The sequence below is a fragment of the Sulfuricella denitrificans skB26 genome (assembly GCF_000297055.2).
Classification (GTDB): Bacteria; Pseudomonadota; Gammaproteobacteria; order Burkholderiales; family Sulfuricellaceae; genus Sulfuricella; species Sulfuricella denitrificans.
Genome location: NC_022357.1, coordinates 2,818,574 through 2,835,788 on the forward strand (window position 1 = coordinate 2,818,574; position 17,215 = coordinate 2,835,788).

The following is a 17,215-nucleotide window of genomic DNA, read 5'->3' on the forward strand; positions in this document are numbered from 1 at the left end:
CTCTACCCCCCCCGCTCAGGACTTGGCACTCAGGACTCAGGACTATGTCTACATACGCCATCGGCGACATTCAAGGCTGCTTTCAGGCGCTGCAGCTATTGCTGCAAAAAATCGACTTCGACCCCACGCGCGACCGGCTGTGGCTGGTGGGCGACCTGGTCAACCGTGGACCGGATTCGCTGGCGGTGCTGCGCTGGGCAAAGTCGCTGGGCGACAAGGCGGGGTCGTGCTCGGCAACCACGACCTGCATCTGCTGGCAGTCGCCTACGGCTTCGTCAAACCGCATCGCAAGGATACGATCGAGCAAGTGCTGGCGGCGCCCGACCGTGCCGAACTGTGCGACTGGCTGCGCCACCAGCGCCTGTTTTATGCAGAGGGCGATTATGCGCTGGTGCATGCCGGTCTGCTGCCGCAATGGTCGGTGAAGAAAGCCGCCGCCCTAGCCCATGAAGTCGAGCAGGAACTGCGCAGCAAGCATTACCTCGATTTCTTCGAGCGCATGTACGGCAACGAACCCAGATCCTGGAGCAAGGACCTGCGTGGAATGGCACGGCTGCGCATGATCACCAACGCGATGACGCGGCTGCGCTTCTGCACCCCGGAAGGAGTAATGGAATTCGACCACAAAGGGCCGCCGGAGATATTCCCGGCGGGCCATCTACCCTGGTATGAAGCTCCTAACCGGAAAAGCGCTGACTCCACCCTGATTTTCGGCCACTGGTCGGCGTTGGGGCTACAGGTGCGCAGCAATCTGATGGCGCTGGATACCGGCTGTTTGTGGGGAGGAGACCTTACGGCAGTACGGCTGGAGGATCGACAGATTTATCAGATTTCCTGCAAGGCGCTGACAAGTTCAACGCATTGGCAATAGCCTGCTCTGCCAACGCGGCGAGTTCGCGCCGGCTGCGCCCCTGAACCGGCAGCAGCTCAAGATAGGCAATCTCCGCTACCAGTTCCGGTTCATTCAATATTCTGAACAGGGAGTCGGCGAAGCTCATCTCGTCCACATAGGCCGGAGATAAATTTGCCGTACCGTCGCGGTGCAGGTAGCGGATCGCCACCGGCCAGAGCGGAGCTCCGCTGTTGATTGCCGATTGCAGCAGTGAAGCATGGAACGGCCGCAGCAAGGTGCCGTTGCTGGTAGTGCCTTCGGGAAACACCGCCACGCAATCCCCCTGCATGAGGGCATCGACCACTTCCCGACCGGCACGCGCCGTGTCATGGCGCCGCGTTCTTTCGATGAACAAGGTGCCGATCTTTACCGCCAGCCAGCCGATCACCGGCCAGGCGCGCACCTCTGCCTTGGAAACGAAACGCACCGGGCAGACTGCATCCAGCAGGTAAATATCCAGCCATGAAATGTGGTTGGCGACGAACATCACGCCCGCCGCCGAAATGTCCGGCACCTTGCCCCTGACGCTGAGCCTGACATTGAGAATGGCAAGTACACGTACCGACCAGCGGCGGATCAGCTCTGTGCGCCGAGCCCTGCCTACCAGAGGAAGTAACAGCGCCGCCTTGACCACCCCCACCAGCAGATGAAGGACGAGCCGGACCAGCCGCCAGTTGCGGGTCAGTACGCCATTACTCCGATTAAGCGGCCGCTCCCAGGAAGTGTCGTGCATATCGCCTGTTCACCTTGGACATGGGCAACAGCACCAGAAAGTCCGCAGTATTGAAATCGGGATCCCAAGCGGGATCGCCGCAAATGTAAGCGCCTGCTTGCAAGTACCCCTTGAGCAGCGGGGGCAGAGGAGCAGTCACGAAAGACTCGCGAGTGAGCTTGTCCAGGGGCAACGCGCAACGCGGAAAAACGCGCCACTCGATGGGACTCATGTTATCGACTCTGAGGTTATTATAAAGGCTGGCGGCACCGTGTCCACCATCTGCCATGCTGACACTGGCACAACCCATCAGGTATTCATAGCCGTGGTTAAGCATGTACTTCGCCAACCCCGACCAAAGCAGGCTGATGGTTGCGCCATTGCGGTAATCGGGATGTACGCAGGAACGCCCCACCTCCACCATGCTGGGGGAAAGATGCAGCAGGCGCGTAAGATCGAACTCGCTGGCCGAGTACAGCCCGCCAATTTTCTTTGCCCGATCCGGCGGGAGTATGCGATAGGTGCCGACCACTTCACCGGTATCGCCGTCGCGCACCAGGAGATGCTCGCAGAACGGATCATAAATATCCTGGTCCAGCCCGGCCTCACTCCCCGACAGGCGTGCGCCCATTTCGTCTGCAAACACCCGGTAACGCAGGCGTTGCGCCTGTTTCACCTCGTCAGCTGACTGTGCGTAAGAGACAAAAAGTTTCTTTGATACCGCGCTGTCCGGCGTTTTCGCCTGTTGTAATTGCATTTTCTCCTCCTGTCCGTTGATGGATGGAGGAACAATAAGCGAAGCGTGTTACGGCAGAATGTCGGCAGAATGACATTTATATGACAGGCCTTGGTAGTTAATAGCCCGTCATGTTGAAGCGTGAAACTGTAGGCCGAGCTTCAGCCCGGCCTACCATACTGGAGCATCAATGAGTGACGCGTGTAACACCACCGCCAGACAATATCCGTACCCGCTCACCGACCCTGAACTGTTCGTCGGCTTCCTGGGTGACGGCGATCATGTGGCCGTTATCCAGCTTGACGGTGATTTCCAGACCAGCCTTGCTCATCACACCCTCTTCGATCACGGAACCTGCCACGCCACCGGCCACGGCGCCGAGTATCGTGGCCACGGTACTGCCCTTGCCCCCGCCGACATTGCTGCCGGCGATGCCGCCAATCACCGCACCCGCACCGGTTCCGACCGGACTTTGGGTGCCCTCGATCTTGACTTGACGCACGCTTTCCACCACGCCCATTTTAACTTCCTGCACCTGACGTGCCTGACCGCGGCTATAAGCACTGCCCGACATGCTCGATGCGCAGCCGCCGAGCACCGCAACCGATATCGCCGCAACCGCCATCAATTTCACCAGTCCGATATTCATCGTTTAATCCTCAAGGTTGATTCCGAAGTGTTCCTTAAAACGCGAGTGCAGTTCTTCGCGTGCTAGCGTGTGATTCTGCCCGCCACGGCTGGCGATTTTGACCGCGCCCAGCAGCGAAGCCAGCCGCCCGGTCATCTGCCAGTCCATGCCGCGAGCAATCCCGTACAACAAGCCGGCCCGGTATGCATCGCCGCAACCGGTGGGATCAATTACCTCCTGTGCTTTAACGCAAGGGATTTCGTGACGTTGACCATCGGCATAAATCTCCGACCCCTGTCCACCCCTTGTGACAATCAGGGCCTTGACAAGTTTCGCTAGCTGCTCGATTTTCTGTCCGGTGCGCTCCTGCAACAGCTGTGCCTCGTAATCATTGAGAGCGACATAATCCGCCAGCTCGACGAAATTCAGCAATTCCTCGCCGCCGAACATCGGCAGGCCCTGGCCGGGATCGAACACGAAAGGAATCCCCGCTTCGTGGAATTCCCGGGCATGCTGCAGCATGCCTTCCCGGCCGTCCGGCGCGACGATGCCCAGGCCTACATTCTTCGCATCGCCAATATGATTGTGATGGGAATAGTTCATGGCGCCGGGGTGAAAAGCGGTGATCTGGTTGTCTGCCAGATCGGTGGTGATGAAGGCCTGAGCCGTGAAGGTTTCGGGGACGCTGCGCACATGCTCCTGCGCCAGACCGAGCTTCTCAAGTCGCTTCGCATAGGACTGAAAATCGTCGCCCACGGTCGCCATGATCTGCGGCTCGCCGCCGATCATCTCCAGATTGTAGGCGATATTGCCGGCGCAACCGCCGTACTCTCGCCGCATGTCCGGCACCAGGAAGGCGACGTTGAGAATGTGGATCTGATCTGGCAGGATATGGTTCTTGAAGTGGTCATGAAACACCATGATGGTGTCGTAGGCGAGAGAGCCGCAAATCAATGTGCGCATGGGTTACTCCGGAAATGAATTCCGGTAGATTATAACAGCTTAGCGCCAGGCGGCGGACGTAGTTCCCCGAGCCGTGACAGCCTAACCTAACAACACCAGCACCCAGACCACTGCGAGGTTGATCAAGCTCAACAACACAGCAGCGCTGCCGATGTCCTTGGCCCGTTTGGCCAGATGGTGGTTTTCCAGAGAAATGCGGTCTACCGTGGCTTCCACCGCCGAATTGAGCAGTTCGACGATAAGCACCAGCAGCACGCTGGCAATCATCAGCGCCTTGCCGACTACCCCCGCCGGCAGGAACAGCGCGAGCGGAATCAGGACCGCTGCCAGCAGAGATTCCTGCCGGAAAGCGTCCTCGTTCTGGTAGGCGGCCTTGAATCCTGCCAGGGAGTAGTGGAAAGCGTTCCACAGGCGTTTCAGGCCGGTCTTGCCTTTGTGCGGGCTTTCCATGTTGAAGCCAGTTTATGGGATGCGTGTTACAGATTGATGAAGGCTAAGCCTTCCACACCAGATCCAACTCGCGTGCTGCCTTGACGTCATCGAGACGCCGCACTGGCATGGTGTGGGGCGCAGTCTTGACCAGTTCCGGATTGGCATGGGCCTCGTCCAGAATTTCCTTCAATGCCGCGACGAAGGCATCTAGCGTCTGTTTCGACTCGGTTTCGGTCGGCTCGATCAGCAGGCATTCCGGCACCAGCATCGGAAAATAGGTGGTGGGCGCATGGAAGCCCTTGTCGAGCAGGCGCTTGGCCACGTCCATCGCGCTCACCCCGGTTTGCTCCTTGAGGCCCTTGAGGGTGACGATGAACTCGTGGCTGGCACGACGCTGCGGAAAGGCGATATCGAAGCCGGCCTTGCTCAGTTCCGCCATCAGGTAATTGGCGTTGAGGGTGGCGAAATCCGCCACGCGGCGCATCCCTTCCGCGCCCAGCATGCGCGCGTAGGAATAGGCGCGCAGCAGGACACCGATATTGCCCATGAAGCCGGAAAGACGTCCGATGCTTTGCGGCAGATCCTTTTCCGTCACCAGACGGTAGCGACCGGACTCGAAAGCGACCACCGGTATCGGCAGGAACGGCAGCAGGCGCTCACTGACACCCACCGGGCCAGAACCGGGTCCACCACCGCCGTGCGGGGTGGAAAAGGTTTTGTGCAGGTTGACGTGGATCACGTCGAAACCCATGTCGCCCGGCTTGACCCGACCCAGGATGGCGTTGAGATTGGCGCCGTCGTAGTAGGTCAGACCGCCGGCTTGGTGGACGATCTGCTGCATCTCGCTGATATTCTTTTCGAACACCCCGAGGGTGGAGGGATTGGTCAGCATCAGTCCGGCAGTGTTTGGCCCGACGGTTGCCCTGAGCGCTTCCAGATCGACATTGCCATCGCGGTCAGTGGGAATTTCCCTGACGGTATAGCCACACATCACCGCCGAGGCCGGATTGGTGCCGTGCGCTGCATCCGGCACTAGCATTTCGGTACGGGCCGCATCATTGCGGGAAACGTGATAGGCGCGGATCATCGCCACCCCGGCGAACTCACCCTGGGCACCCGCCATCGGTGTGAGCGAAACCGCGGCCATGCCGGTCACATCCTTGAGCATTTCCTGCAGTTCGTGCAGACAGGCAAGCACGCCCTGTCCGGTAGCCTCCGACGCCAGCGGGTGGCGTGCCAGAAACTGCGGCAACATGGCATGCTGGTTGGCGCCGCGCGGGTTGTATTTCATGGTGCAGGAGCCGAGCGGATAGAAGTGGGTATCGATCGAGAAGTTCTTCTGCGACAGCCGGGTGTAATGACGTACTGCGTCCATCTCGGAGACTTCAGGCAGCAGCGGTTTATCGCCGCGACGCAAATGGGCTGGAATATCGTTCGCTTCAGGCTTGGCCGCGGGAGCTTGGGCCAGGTTTTTGCGTCCCGGACGGGACAGTTCGAAAATCAACATGCTATGAATTATCCTTTGACTGCGGCCAGCGCCGCATCGTAATCAGGTTCATCGGTTATTTCCGGCACCAGCTGCGAATAAAGCACGCGGTCGTGCTCGTCCAGCACGATCACCGCCCTGGCGCACAAGCCGGCAAGCGGATAGGTCTTGATCAGCACGCCGTAGTCCTTGGAAAAATCGCGTCCGCGCAGGGTGGAAAGCATGATCACGTTGTTCAACCCTTCAGCGCCGCAGAAGCGCGCCTGGGCAAACGGCAGGTCGGCGGAAATCACCAGCACCACGACATTATCGAGCTGGCTCGCTTCCCGATTGAACTGACGCGTTGAAGTCGCACAAACCGGCGTATCGATGCTCGGCACGATACTCAGGATTTTGCGCTTTCCCTCGAACTGGCTCAGGGAAATATCGTTCAGGTTCTTGTCCACCAGCATGAAGCTGTGCACCGATTCTACCGGCCGCGGGAAATGACCGAGAACTTCGAGGGGGTTGCCTTCCAGAGTTACAGTTGCCATGATCGCGCTCCTTTTTCAGGGTTTCAAACTTACTACTTGCCAGTAATCCATTTCATTTGTTCCCGTTTTGGTAAAACGGATTATCAGCGGCAGGCTTAAGTCTAGTACAGGCAGGGCCGGAACTGCGTCGGGAAACGATGCGTTCCAGATTTTCCAGGAATTTCCGGATGTCTTCCTGGGTTTTGGTTTCCGTGGCGCAAACCAGCAGGGCGTTGCCCAGCTCCGGATACCAGGGCGTCAAGTCCAGCCCTCCCATTATGCCCTGAGCCTCCATGGCGCGTAGCACGTCGGCGACGGGGAGATCGAAGGTAATCACCACCTCGTGGAAGAAGAGGTTGGAAAATACCCGCTCCACCCCCGCAATCAGGCACGCCTGCTCGGCCAGCATCCGGGTGTTGGCGTGGCAGGCCGCCGCGACGCGCTCCAGGCCTTCCTGGCCGAGCAGTGCGAGATGAACCGTCGCCGCTGTGGCCATCAACCCCTGGTTGGTGCAGATGTTGGAGGTCGCCTTGGCACGGCGGATATGCTGCTCGCGCGCCTGCAGTGTCAGGCAGAAGCCGGGCTTGCCGTCCATGTCCACCGTGCGGCCGACGATACGCCCCGGCATCTGCCGCGCCAGCGCCTGCTTGCAGCACAGAAAACCGAAATAGGGACCGCCCGACGATAGCGGCGCGCCCAGCGGCTGCCCCTCGCCTACGGCGATGTCGGCGCCCTTGCTTCCCCACTGACCAGGCGCCTTGAGCATGCCGAGGGAGATCGGATTGACCGCGCCGATAACCAGCATACCCTGGGCATGAGCCCAATCGGTCAGTTCGTCGACTTCCTCCAGCACGCCGAAGAAATTCGGCTGCTGTATCACCAGCGCAGCAAAATCCTCGCCTTCGAAGCTTTTCAGCGATTCGGCCACGGTGCTTCCACTGCGAGCATCATAGGGTACGGGAATCAATTCGATACCCTGATTTTTTACCAAGGCATCGGTCACCTGACGCCAGATCGGATGCACCGCTGCCGGCACCAGAACACGGCGTGCCGACTTGTGTGCGCGCACCGCCATCAACACTGCTTCGGCCAAGCCGGAAGCACCGTCGTACAGGCTGGCATTGGAGATGTCCATGCCGGTCAACGAGGCCATCATGGTCTGGAATTCGTACAGCAGCTGCAGCGTGCCCTGGCTCGCCTCCGCCTGGTAAGGCGTGTAGGCGGAATAGAATTCGCCGCGGCCGGCAATCTGCCACACTGCCGCCGGTATGTGGTGCTCGTAGGCGCCGGCACCGATAAAATTCAGATAGCGCCCATCCTGTTCCGCCCGTTCCTGCATCAGGCGGCCTGCAGCCATCTCGTTCAGGGCCGGTGGCACGCTTTCAAGCCGGTCGGCGCGCAGCGCAACCGGAATTTCGTCGAACAAATCTTCGATCGAGGCCGCGCCTATGCTGGCTAGCATGGACTGAATATCTTCTTCGGTATGGGGAATGAAGGGCATGGTTTTTCTCTGGAAAAGTGGTGAGGGGTGAGGCGTTAGGGGTGAGGGGGAAAGTCAAAAACAGTGCGGTGGTGGGGATGACCATCCGCCTCACCCCTCACCTTCTCACCCCTCACCCTTAACCCCTCACGAATCATTAGTGCGCTTCACTCTCCACCAGCGTCTGATAGGCGGCAGCAGCGAGCAGCCCATCCAGGTCGGCAGGATTGCTCGGCTTCATCTTGAACATCCAGGCTGCGTAGGCATCCTGGTTGATTTTTTCGGGCGCGTCCACCACGTCGGCGTTGACGGCAATCACTTCGCCCGCTACCGGGGCGTAGACATCTGAAGCCGCCTTGACCGATTCCACCACGGCGCACTCTTCGCCGGCGGCAAGCTGACGGCCGACAGCGGGGGTTTCCACGTACACCATGTCGCCCAGCAGTTCCTGAGCATGGTGGGTGATGCCGACCATGACCGTGCCGTCGGCCTCGCTCCGGGTCCATTCGTGGGATTTGGTATATTTCAGATCGCCGGGAATACTCATGTGTTTCTCCTTAAATGTTTATCAGGCTTTTGCCATTGCGAGCAAAGGGCAGCTTCACCACTTTTGCGTTGAGTAATTTGTCACGAATTTCGACCTGCACCACATCCCCAACCGCCACTCCGAGCGGCAAACTGGCGAAGGCGATGGACTGGTTCAGGGTGGGGGAAAAACTGCCGCTGGTGATCTCTCCCGCGCCGTGAGGAGTAGCCACTTTCTGGTGGCCGCGCAGCACGCCCTTATCAAGCAAAACCAGTCCCAGCATCTGCATTTTCACCGGCTTCGCCAACAGCGCCGGCTTGCCGATGAAGTCGCGCGGACTGGTCAGTTCCACGGTCCATGCCAGTCCAGCTTCGAGCGGGTTCACTTCCTCACCCATGTCCTGACCATAAAGATTCATCCCGGCTTCCAGACGCAGCGTGTCGCGCGCACCCAGGCCGATCGGTGCGACGCCCAGCGTGTTCAGCGTTTTCCACAAGTCCGCTGCTTCCGCCACCGGCAGCATGATCTCGAAGCCATCCTCGCCAGTATAGCCAGTACGCCCGATAAAATACTGGTCGAATTCGGCAGCCTGAAACGGCTTGAGAGATTCGGTCGCAGCGCGGGCAGCGGGGATCGCCTGCCACACTTTCTCCCGCGCCTGCGGGCCTTGCACCGCGATCATTGCCAGGTCGCGGCGCGGCCGGATGGTCAGTTGCGGCGCATGGGCGGTGCGTTGCAGCTCTATCCATGCCACATCCTTGTCCGCCGTGCCGGCGTTGACCACGATACGGAACCAGTCCTCACGCATGAAATACACGATCAGGTCGTCGATCACGCCGCCGGCCGGATTCAGCATGCAGGAATAGAGCGCCTTGCCGGGCTCTTTCAATTTGTCGACGTTATTGGCGAGCAAAGTTTGGAGAAATTCACGGATGCCGATACCGGTGACGTCCACCACCAGCATGTGACAGACGTCGAACATGCCGGCAGCGCGGCGCACCTGATGGTGCTCCTCGATCTGGGAACCGTAGTTCACCGGCATGTCCCAGCCGCCGAAATCGACCATGCGGGCACCCATGTCGCGGTGGGTTTGATTAAGTGGCGTTTGTTTCAGCATAATTCTTGTTAGTCCCGTACCAGAAATGAAAAAAGGGGTGAAGCCGGATAGCCGGCTTCACCCCTCTGTCCTGCGTACCTGAGAGATTACGATGGTCAAGACCATCGCGTGCCCCTTCGGTGGGCGGTTCTAGCCGCCTCTCTCCAGAGTTGCCGTGTTCCATGCGGTTCCTGATACCTGAGCGGTTACGGGTGGTTGCGCCTTCGGTGGTGCGAAAATAATCGCACGCTCTCCCGCATGGGTTCTTGGCAGCGTGAACTATACCTTATCCGCGCTGATCGTGACAAGGCGACAAAATCAACGGATTGAGTAACGGCTGTTTTATTGCGGATAAAACAGGAGAACCCGATAACCCGCTGCTTTCAGGTCGCCCAGGTCGAGATACAGTTTCACCGTCACCTCCTCGTTCGGCGCCATACCGCGGTTGAAGTCGGCACTTTTCGCGTATTCTCTGGGAGTAAAGATTCGCCGTGCGATCATCCTGTCCTGGGTATCGGTCAGGGTCAGTTCGAATTGTGGATATTCCTGGGCGAGCTTGGCGCGATTACGCAGAATAGCGTTGAGCGCTACCAGATTGGCTTGCTGCGGATCAGCTTCGAGGTTGGAAGTCTCGATGCTGAGCAAATCCGGGTTAGCGGGCAGACGGATGCTGCACTTCAGTACGCCGCAGAGCTGCTGCAGCAACGGCTTGAATTCAGGGTAGTGAGCAGCCAGATCGGAGCGGAAAAAGTATACCCCCTGAACACCTATACTCGCCAAGAGCAGGAGGATGCCAATCAACCACAGCCAGAAAAATCGGCGTTTTTTCGGCTCTTCCTCAATTTCGACAATAGTGTCCTGCACAACAGGCCGCTCGGGAACGGGCTCAGGAACAATCTGCGGCGCCAGCGTGACCGGCTCAACGGTGTCGGGTTCAGCTGTGACAAATTCCTCGGGAGCCGGAACAGCGGATTCTTCTAACTGAAACCCTGCCGCCGCGTACATTTCATACAAGGCTGCCTCGTCCCATTCAGGAATGGAACCCTCCACTTCCGCAGGAGATTCGGGCACCAACTCATCCACCGCTTGAAGTGGTGGCGCGAGCGCTTCTTCAACTTCAACCGGAGCTTCTTCAAACGAAGATCCTGCAAGCTCCACCGCCGGGGATTCTTCTGCCTCTGCCTCTGCCTCTGCCTCTGCCTCTGCCTCTGCCTCTGCCTCTGCCTCTGCCTCTGCCTCTGCAGGCGGCTGCTTTGCCGCTTCTTCAGGCAACACGGCCTGATCACCGGATTCTTCGAACTGGAGCCTGGACTGCCCTTCATGCTGAAGTTCCACCAGTTCATGTTCCAAACAAACATGAGCATTGAATACCTTGGCACAGCGCCCGCAGCGCACGTCACCGCCATGCGCTTCCATCTGTTCCGAAGTTACTCTGAAACGGGTATGACAAGCTGGACAGGTGGTGACCATCACCATGGTATTACCTCTTTACTCCAGCCAGGCACACCCAACCCTCAACCTCACCGGCAATGTCGATATCGAACCATTGCCGGTAGACAGCCAGAGTCTCTTCTGCCTGGGGAGCCAACACACCGGACAGCACGATCTGTCCACCCGGACGAACCGCCTGGGCCAGCATCGGCGCCAGCACCTTGAGCGGGTTGGCGAGAATATTGGCGACGACTATGTCGACCTGGATTTTCGGGGCTTCATTGGGCAGATAGAACTCGGCCGCAGCCTGGTTCTGCTCGGCATTCTGCTTGCTCGCAAGCACCGCCTGAGGATCGATGTCAACGCCCAACACGCGCCCGGCGCCCAGCTTCAGCGCCGCAATCGCCAGAATGCCCGAGCCGCAGCCGTAATCCAGCACGCACTCACCGCCGCGGATATTCCGCTCCAGCCATTGCAGGCAAAGGTGGGTAGTAGGATGGCTGCCGGTGCCGAAGGCCAGGCCGGGGTCAAGAGTGAGATTGATCGCAGTGGGGTCGGGAGCGGTATGCCAGGTTGGGATGATCCACAACCGTGGTGAAATCTGGATCGGGTCGAACTGGGACTGGGTCAGCCTGACCCAGTCCTGCTCGGCGACGGCATCCACGCGGTAACGCGGAGTGCCAGTCAGGTGGGCGGCTTCGGTTGCGGCAGCAAGGATAGCCGGGATATCAGCATCCTCTGCAAACAATCCGCTGACGATGCTGTTTTGCCACAGGCTGTCGACCGGCTCGCCCGGCTCGCCGAAGATCGGCTGCTCCCGGTCGGTTTCTGCATTGGCGTCCTCGATGTCCGCCGCCAGCGCACCCAGTTCGAGCAGGGCATCGCTCAGTACGCCGGCGGTTTGTTCATCCGCCTCGATTTTAAGCGACAGCCAAGCCATGCAGATTCCTTGAAGTAGTATTGCTCTTTTATTAGTTACGACAAAGCTTGATGGTCATCACTGAGGCTTCACTTTCGCAGCGGCCAGCTTGTGCTCCAGATAATGAATGCTGGTGCCCCCCTGAACGAAGGCGGCGTCACGCATCAGATCCTGATGCAGAGGGATGTTGGTCTTGATGCCCTCGATGACCATTTCGGAAAGCGCGGTCTTCATCCGGGCGATGGCCTGCTCGCGAGTAGCGCCGTAGGCGATCAGCTTGCCGACCATGGAATCGTAGTATTGCGGCACCACATAATTCTGGTACACATGCGAATCGACCCGTATTCCGGGACCGCCGGGCACATGGTAGACCGTGATGCGTCCGGGCGAAGGCACGAAGGTGTAAGGATCTTCGGCATTGATGCGGCACTCGATCGAATGCCCTTTGAGCTGGACATCTTTCTGTTTGAAACTCAACTTCAGGCCGGCGGCAATACGGATCTGCTCCTGCACAATATCGATGCCGGTGATCATTTCCGTCACCGGGTGCTCAACCTGGACGCGAGTGTTCATTTCAATGAAGAAGAACTCGCCATTCTCGTACAGGAACTCGAAGGTGCCGGCCCCGCGGTAACCAATTTTGCGGCAGGCTTCGGCGCAACGTTCGCCAATTTTGTCGCGCAGCTTGGGATCAAGGCCAGGCGCCGGGGCTTCCTCGATAATCTTCTGATGGCGACGCTGCATCGAGCAGTCGCGCTCGCCCAGGAACGCTGCATTGCCATGCTCGTCAGCCAGCACCTGGATCTCGATGTGACGTGGATTTTCGAGAAACTTCTCCATGTACACCACAGGATTACCGAATGCCGTCTGCGCTTCGTTTTTGGTCATGCTGACTGCATTCAGCAGCGCCGCTTCGGTATGCACTACGCGCATGCCGCGTCCGCCACCGCCACCGGCCGCCTTGATGATCACCGGATAACCGACATCCTTGGCGGCACGGATAATCTCGTCCGCATCATCCGACAGTGCGCCCTCCGAACCGGGCACGCAGGGTACGCCGGAAGCTTTCATCGCATCCTTGGCACTGACCTTGTCGCCCATCAGGCGGATCGTTTCCGGGCGCGGGCCGATGAACACGAAACCGCTTTGCTCCACCCGCTCGGCGAAATCGGCATTTTCAGAAAGGAATCCGTAGCCGGGATGGATCGCCTCGGCATCGGTCACCTCCGCCGCGCTGATGATCGAAGGAACATGCAGATAGCTCAGGGTGGACTGGGCCGGGCCGATACACACCGACTCATCGGCGAGCTTTACATACTTGGCATCGGCATCCGCCTCGGAATGGACCGCTACGGTCTTGATGCCCATTTCACGACAGGCACGCTGGATGCGCAGGGCGATTTCGCCACGGTTGGCGATTAGAATTTTTTCAAACATTTATGAAATTCCGTGAGGGGTTAGTGGTGAGGGGTGAGGCGAAGTGATGAGGGTTTTGAATTTCCGCCTCTCCCCTCACCTTCCAACCCCTCGCCCCTTACCCAATAATAAACAGAGGCTCGCCATATTCAACGGGCTGGCCATTCTCGACCAAAATCGCCTTGATAACGCCACTCTGGTCCGCTTCGATTTCGTTGAGCAGCTTCATCGCTTCAATAATGCAGAGGGTATCACCCGCATTCACGGATTGACCCACCTCGACAAAATCCTTCGAGCCGGGCGAGGCTGCACGATAAAACGTGCCCACCATTGGCGACTTGACTGGATGTCCGTCGGGCTGAGCAGCAACGGCGGGCGCAGCGTCGAGGGCGGCAGGTGCTGTAGCAGGCATGAAGGAAGGCATCTGATGCTGGGAATACATCATCTGCTGCGGCGGGTTCTGACCATAGCGGCTAATGCGCACGGTTTCTTCGCCTTCGGTAATTTCCAGTTCGGCAATTCCGGATTCACTGACCAGATCGATCAGTTTCTTAACTTTTCGTAAATCCATGTTTAGTCCTTAAGCTTGGTGTTGCAGCGCGAACTCCAACGCCAGTTCATAACCTTTCGCACCCAGGCCGCTGATAACACCAACAGCCAGATCGGAAAAATATGAATGATGGCGGAATGCCTCACGCGCAAACACGTTGGAAAGATGCACTTCAATAAAGGGAATGGCTACAGCCGCGAGCGCATCGCGCAATGCAACACTGGTATGAGTATAGGCTGCGGGATTAATGATGATAAAATCCACCGCCTCGGCTTTTGCCTGTTGCACCCGGTTAATCAGTTCGGTTTCGCTGTTGCTCTGAAAGTCTTCCAGCATCGCGCCGGCATCCTGTGCCATCTGCTGCAGACGATCATTGATCTGTGCCAGAGTGGCGAGCCCATAGTGACCCGGTTCACGCATACCCAGCAAATTCAGATTGGGTCCATGAAGGACGAGAATTCTGGTATTGGTGGCTTTCACCTGACACCACCCTTTCCCTGATTTTCCGTTTTCATAATGGCAATTTTGCCGCAGAATAGGTGAACTTGTCCAGCTTTTCCCCGAAGTTGTTAACCAGGCAGGCTTCCAGCCTTGCGGGAGAACCTACCTGATCCTGATTAATGCCAGGCAATATCTACACCTTTTATCCTACAACAGGGGTAATGCGATTTTTTCCAGCTTGGCCATGGTTAAACCGCCCACTTCGCTGGCAATTATTTTGCCGTTACGATCAATAACCACGGTAAACGGCAATCCCCCCAGACGATTGCCGATTTTCTTCGCCAGATCCACGGCTTCCATTTCTCCCAGCAAGACCGGGTAATTCACGCCTATCTCGTCGGCAAAGGCCTGCACCTTGATCTTTTCATCCAGCGCTACACCGATGAACACCAAGCCGCGTTCGCGATATTTGTCCTGAAGCTTGATGAAATCAGGCATTTCCTCGCGACAAGGCGGGCACCAGGGTGCCCAGAAGTTCAGCACCACCACCTTGCCGCGCCACTGCTCGAGGGGTTGGAGCTTGTCATCGAGATCCTTGAAGCTGGCAGCAAACACCGGCTCGGCAGAAATCTCCGGGGAAGCGGCGACCGAGGTAGCAACCTGTTTTGGCTGTTTCGGAACGGCAAAATAGACTGTGGCCAATGCGACAGCAGCCCCTGCGGTAATCAGTAATAATTTGGCTTTGGACATGAAAGGTCTTGGGGAAAATAGGTTAGCGGATTATACCATCCAGCGTAACGATAAACTTCTCGGGGGGCTCATAGCCGACCACGCGCGCGTCGCTCAACTCCTTGCCGCTTTTGTCGAAGAAAATAATACTGGGAGGCCCGAACAATCCAAATTTCTTGAGCAACGCCTTGTCTTCCTCGCTATTGGCCGTGACATCGACCTGCAGCAGCACCGCATCGCGCAGCTTGGCCTGCACTTTGGCATCGCCGAAGGTGAAGCGCTCGAACTCCTTGCAGGAAACACACCAGTCGGCAAAGAAATCCAGCATCACGACTTTGCCGTCGGCCTGCTTCAGACGGCTTTCCAGTTCCGCCACACTCTTCACCCGCTCGAACTTGAGGGGCTCAACGCCCGCGGCTTTCGCTTCGGCACGCAGCCCCGACAATGGCTGCAACATGTCGCGATTGCCGGAAAGTACGCCAATCAGTAATGCCACGCCGATAATCAGCGCGACTACCCCCACCCCTTTCCAGAACTTGGCAAAGCCACTGGCCGGATGCGGCAAAGGGTCGATGGCGCGCAAATAAATGGCGGAAACAATCAGCAAGCCCGCCCACAACAGCATGTGGACGGCCGAGGAGATCACCGGCGAAACCAGCCAGATCGCCATGCCCAGCAGCAGCACGCCGAAGAAACTCTTCACCGCCTCCATCCAGGCACCGGCTTTAGGCAACAATGCGCCGGCAGAAACCCCCACCAGCAAGAGAGGAGCGCCCATACCCAGCGCCAGGAAGAACAGCGCCGAGCCGCCCAGCACCACATCGCCAGTCTGGCCGATATACAACAATGCACCAGCCAGCGGAGCCGCTACGCAGGGGCCCACGATCACCGCCGAGAGCGCCCCCATGACGAACACCCCGGCCGTACTACCACCCTTGACGCGGTTGCTGGCATCGTTGAAGCGATTCTGGATGAAACTGGGCATCTGCAACTCGTAAAAACCGAACATCGAGAAAGCCAGTGCCACGAAAATCATGGCAAAACCTCCCAGCACCCAGGGGTTCTGCAGGGCGGATGAGAACAGGGTACCGGACATGCCCGCAGCCACGCCGACAGCCGCATAGGTGAGCGCCATGCCAAGCACATAGGCCACCGACAGGCCCAAAGCACGGGATTTTGTCAGCGCATGCCCCTGCCCGACAATGATGCCGGAAAGAATCGGGATCATGGGAAACACGCAAGGAGTGAGCGCCAGCAGCAGACCGAAACCAAAAAAGCTCGCCATGATCAGCCAGAAACTACCGCCCTTGAACAAGGCCCCGATACGAGAAGACTCATTACCCTGCGCTTCCACCAGTTTGGGGGATGCGATCGTTTCAGCACCCGCAGCCGCAGAGGACTGCTGTGCAGCCTCAGCCGACGCAGCGGCAGCCGTTGGCATAGTCAGTGCAATCACCTTCTGCACTGGCGGATAGCAAATCCCTTTTTCGCTGCACCCCTGGTAAGTGGCGACCAGACTGACCGCCGGGTCGCCGCCGCCTTCGCGCTTCAGCTTGATAGTCGCCTGGAACGATTGATGGTACACCTCGGTATCGCCAAAATTAGGGTCAGACTTGATCTCGCCCTTGGGCAAGGTCACCCCGTCGATACTGGTGCCCCCACCCTTCAGGGAGAACTTGATCTTGTCGCGATACAAATAATAGTTTTCTGCGATCGTGAAACTGGCCTGCAGAGAGTCCTTGTCGACAGCCTTGACCGCCAGTTTGAACGCCTGGTCCACCGGCAAAAACTCATCCTGACCACCGCTCAGCATCTTGAATGAAAAAGGCTTCTTTTCCACATTCCCCTGAACATCGGGAAGATCGATTTTTACCGTCTGGGTTTGCGGCGGATAGCACACACCCACATCCGCACACCCCTGCGAGACCGCCTTCAGGGTGATGCGTGATGCTGAGCCGCGAGTATAGGGCAGGCGAATCACCAGATCATGGCGATAGGTTTCCACTTTGCCAAAATACTCGTCCTGCTTGACCTTTCCAGCGGGCAGCAGCGGTGTTCCGAGGATAACATCCGAGGGTTCAGCCTGAAATTTGAGCTTCCCCTTGTACAAGTAATACCCATCGGCGATCTGGTAGCGCACTTCGAGGGTCTGGCCATCCAGAGCACGGGCGGAAAGTTTGAATGCCTGTTCGGGTTCGAGCAGATCGCCCTCGCCGGCGCTCACCACTGAGGAACACAACAGAAAAAACGCTATCAAATAATGCAT

The 17,215-nt window shown here is 58.2% G+C and carries 17 protein-coding genes, 1 pseudogene and 1 riboswitch; of the genes and pseudogenes, 1 reads left to right on the forward strand and 17 read right to left on the reverse strand.

What is annotated here, in order from left to right:
• The first annotated feature begins 44 nt into the window (after positions 1-44).
• A pseudogene (locus SCD_RS15980) lies at positions 45-871 on the forward strand (symmetrical bis(5'-nucleosyl)-tetraphosphatase).
• Here SCD_RS15980 and SCD_RS13720 read toward each other — a convergent pair.
• The 17 genes from SCD_RS13720 to dsbD form a co-directional block, all read right to left on the reverse strand.
• Complete coding sequence (locus SCD_RS13720; RefSeq protein WP_009207468.1) at positions 792-1,625, reverse strand: lysophospholipid acyltransferase family protein; 834 nt, start codon at positions 1,623-1,625, stop codon at positions 792-794. The pseudogene SCD_RS15980 and the gene SCD_RS13720 overlap by 80 nt on opposite strands.
• Positions 1,594-2,361 (reverse strand): GNAT family N-acetyltransferase, encoded by a 768-nt coding sequence (locus SCD_RS13725; protein WP_009207467.1) that lies wholly within the window; start codon positions 2,359-2,361, stop codon positions 1,594-1,596. The genes SCD_RS13720 and SCD_RS13725 overlap by 32 nt, the downstream gene beginning before the upstream one ends.
• Before the next feature lie 166 nt (positions 2,362-2,527).
• Positions 2,528-2,989, reverse strand: a complete 462-nt coding sequence (locus tag SCD_RS13730) for an outer membrane lipoprotein (protein WP_009207466.1) — start codon at positions 2,987-2,989, stop codon at positions 2,528-2,530.
• A gap of 3 nt (positions 2,990-2,992) precedes the next feature.
• Entirely contained in the window at positions 2,993-3,931 is a 939-nt protein-coding gene (locus SCD_RS13735; protein WP_009207465.1) for a carbohydrate kinase family protein, read from the reverse strand.
• 81 nt (positions 3,932-4,012) lie between these two features.
• Entirely contained in the window at positions 4,013-4,381 is a 369-nt protein-coding gene (locus SCD_RS13740; protein ID WP_009207464.1) for a diacylglycerol kinase, read from the reverse strand.
• A gap of 43 nt (positions 4,382-4,424) precedes the next feature.
• Complete coding sequence (gene gcvPB / locus SCD_RS13745; RefSeq protein WP_009207463.1) at positions 4,425-5,870, reverse strand: aminomethyl-transferring glycine dehydrogenase subunit GcvPB; 1,446 nt, start codon at positions 5,868-5,870, stop codon at positions 4,425-4,427.
• An 8-nt stretch (positions 5,871-5,878) separates the two neighbouring features.
• Positions 5,879-6,382, reverse strand: coding sequence for a thiol peroxidase (gene tpx / locus SCD_RS13750; protein ID WP_009207462.1), 504 nt, complete (start codon positions 6,380-6,382; stop codon positions 5,879-5,881).
• A gap of 52 nt (positions 6,383-6,434) precedes the next feature.
• Complete coding sequence (gene gcvPA / locus SCD_RS13755; protein ID WP_009207461.1) at positions 6,435-7,862, reverse strand: aminomethyl-transferring glycine dehydrogenase subunit GcvPA; 1,428 nt, start codon at positions 7,860-7,862, stop codon at positions 6,435-6,437.
• Between the two features lie 136 nt (positions 7,863-7,998).
• Positions 7,999-8,388 (reverse strand): glycine cleavage system protein GcvH, encoded by a 390-nt coding sequence (gene gcvH / locus SCD_RS13760; protein WP_009207460.1) that lies wholly within the window; start codon positions 8,386-8,388, stop codon positions 7,999-8,001.
• A gap of 10 nt (positions 8,389-8,398) precedes the next feature.
• A complete protein-coding gene (gene gcvT, locus SCD_RS13765) occupies positions 8,399-9,484 on the reverse strand; it encodes a glycine cleavage system aminomethyltransferase GcvT (RefSeq protein ID WP_009207459.1) in 1,086 nt (361 codons plus the stop codon).
• Between the two features lie 154 nt (positions 9,485-9,638).
• Positions 9,639-9,730: riboswitch (glycine riboswitch) on the reverse strand.
• A gap of 75 nt (positions 9,731-9,805) precedes the next feature.
• The gene (locus tag SCD_RS13770; RefSeq protein ID WP_009207457.1) at positions 9,806-10,939 is read right to left on the reverse strand and encodes a DUF3426 domain-containing protein; all 1,134 of its coding nucleotides are present in this window, start codon (positions 10,937-10,939) and stop codon (positions 9,806-9,808) included.
• A 4-nt stretch (positions 10,940-10,943) separates the two neighbouring features.
• Positions 10,944-11,834, reverse strand: coding sequence for a 50S ribosomal protein L11 methyltransferase (gene prmA, locus SCD_RS13775; RefSeq protein ID WP_009207456.1), 891 nt, complete (start codon positions 11,832-11,834; stop codon positions 10,944-10,946).
• A 57-nt stretch (positions 11,835-11,891) separates the two neighbouring features.
• A complete protein-coding gene (gene accC / locus SCD_RS13780) occupies positions 11,892-13,250 on the reverse strand; it encodes an acetyl-CoA carboxylase biotin carboxylase subunit (protein ID WP_009207455.1) in 1,359 nt (452 codons plus the stop codon).
• Between the two features lie 97 nt (positions 13,251-13,347).
• Positions 13,348-13,800 carry an acetyl-CoA carboxylase biotin carboxyl carrier protein gene (gene accB / locus SCD_RS13785; RefSeq protein ID WP_009207454.1) on the reverse strand — a complete coding sequence of 151 codons (453 nt, stop codon included), beginning with the start codon at positions 13,798-13,800 and terminating at the stop codon, positions 13,348-13,350.
• A 9-nt stretch (positions 13,801-13,809) separates the two neighbouring features.
• On the reverse strand, positions 13,810-14,199 hold the full coding sequence (aroQ, locus tag SCD_RS13790; RefSeq protein ID WP_051338861.1) for a type II 3-dehydroquinate dehydratase: 390 nt from the start codon (positions 14,197-14,199) through the stop codon (positions 13,810-13,812).
• Positions 14,200-14,427: 228 nt separating this feature from the next.
• Positions 14,428-14,970 carry a TlpA family protein disulfide reductase gene (locus SCD_RS13795; RefSeq protein ID WP_009207452.1) on the reverse strand — a complete coding sequence of 181 codons (543 nt, stop codon included), beginning with the start codon at positions 14,968-14,970 and terminating at the stop codon, positions 14,428-14,430.
• 22 nt (positions 14,971-14,992) lie between these two features.
• On the reverse strand, positions 14,993-17,215 hold the full coding sequence (gene dsbD, locus SCD_RS13800) for a protein-disulfide reductase DsbD (protein WP_009207451.1): 2,223 nt from the start codon (positions 17,213-17,215) through the stop codon (positions 14,993-14,995).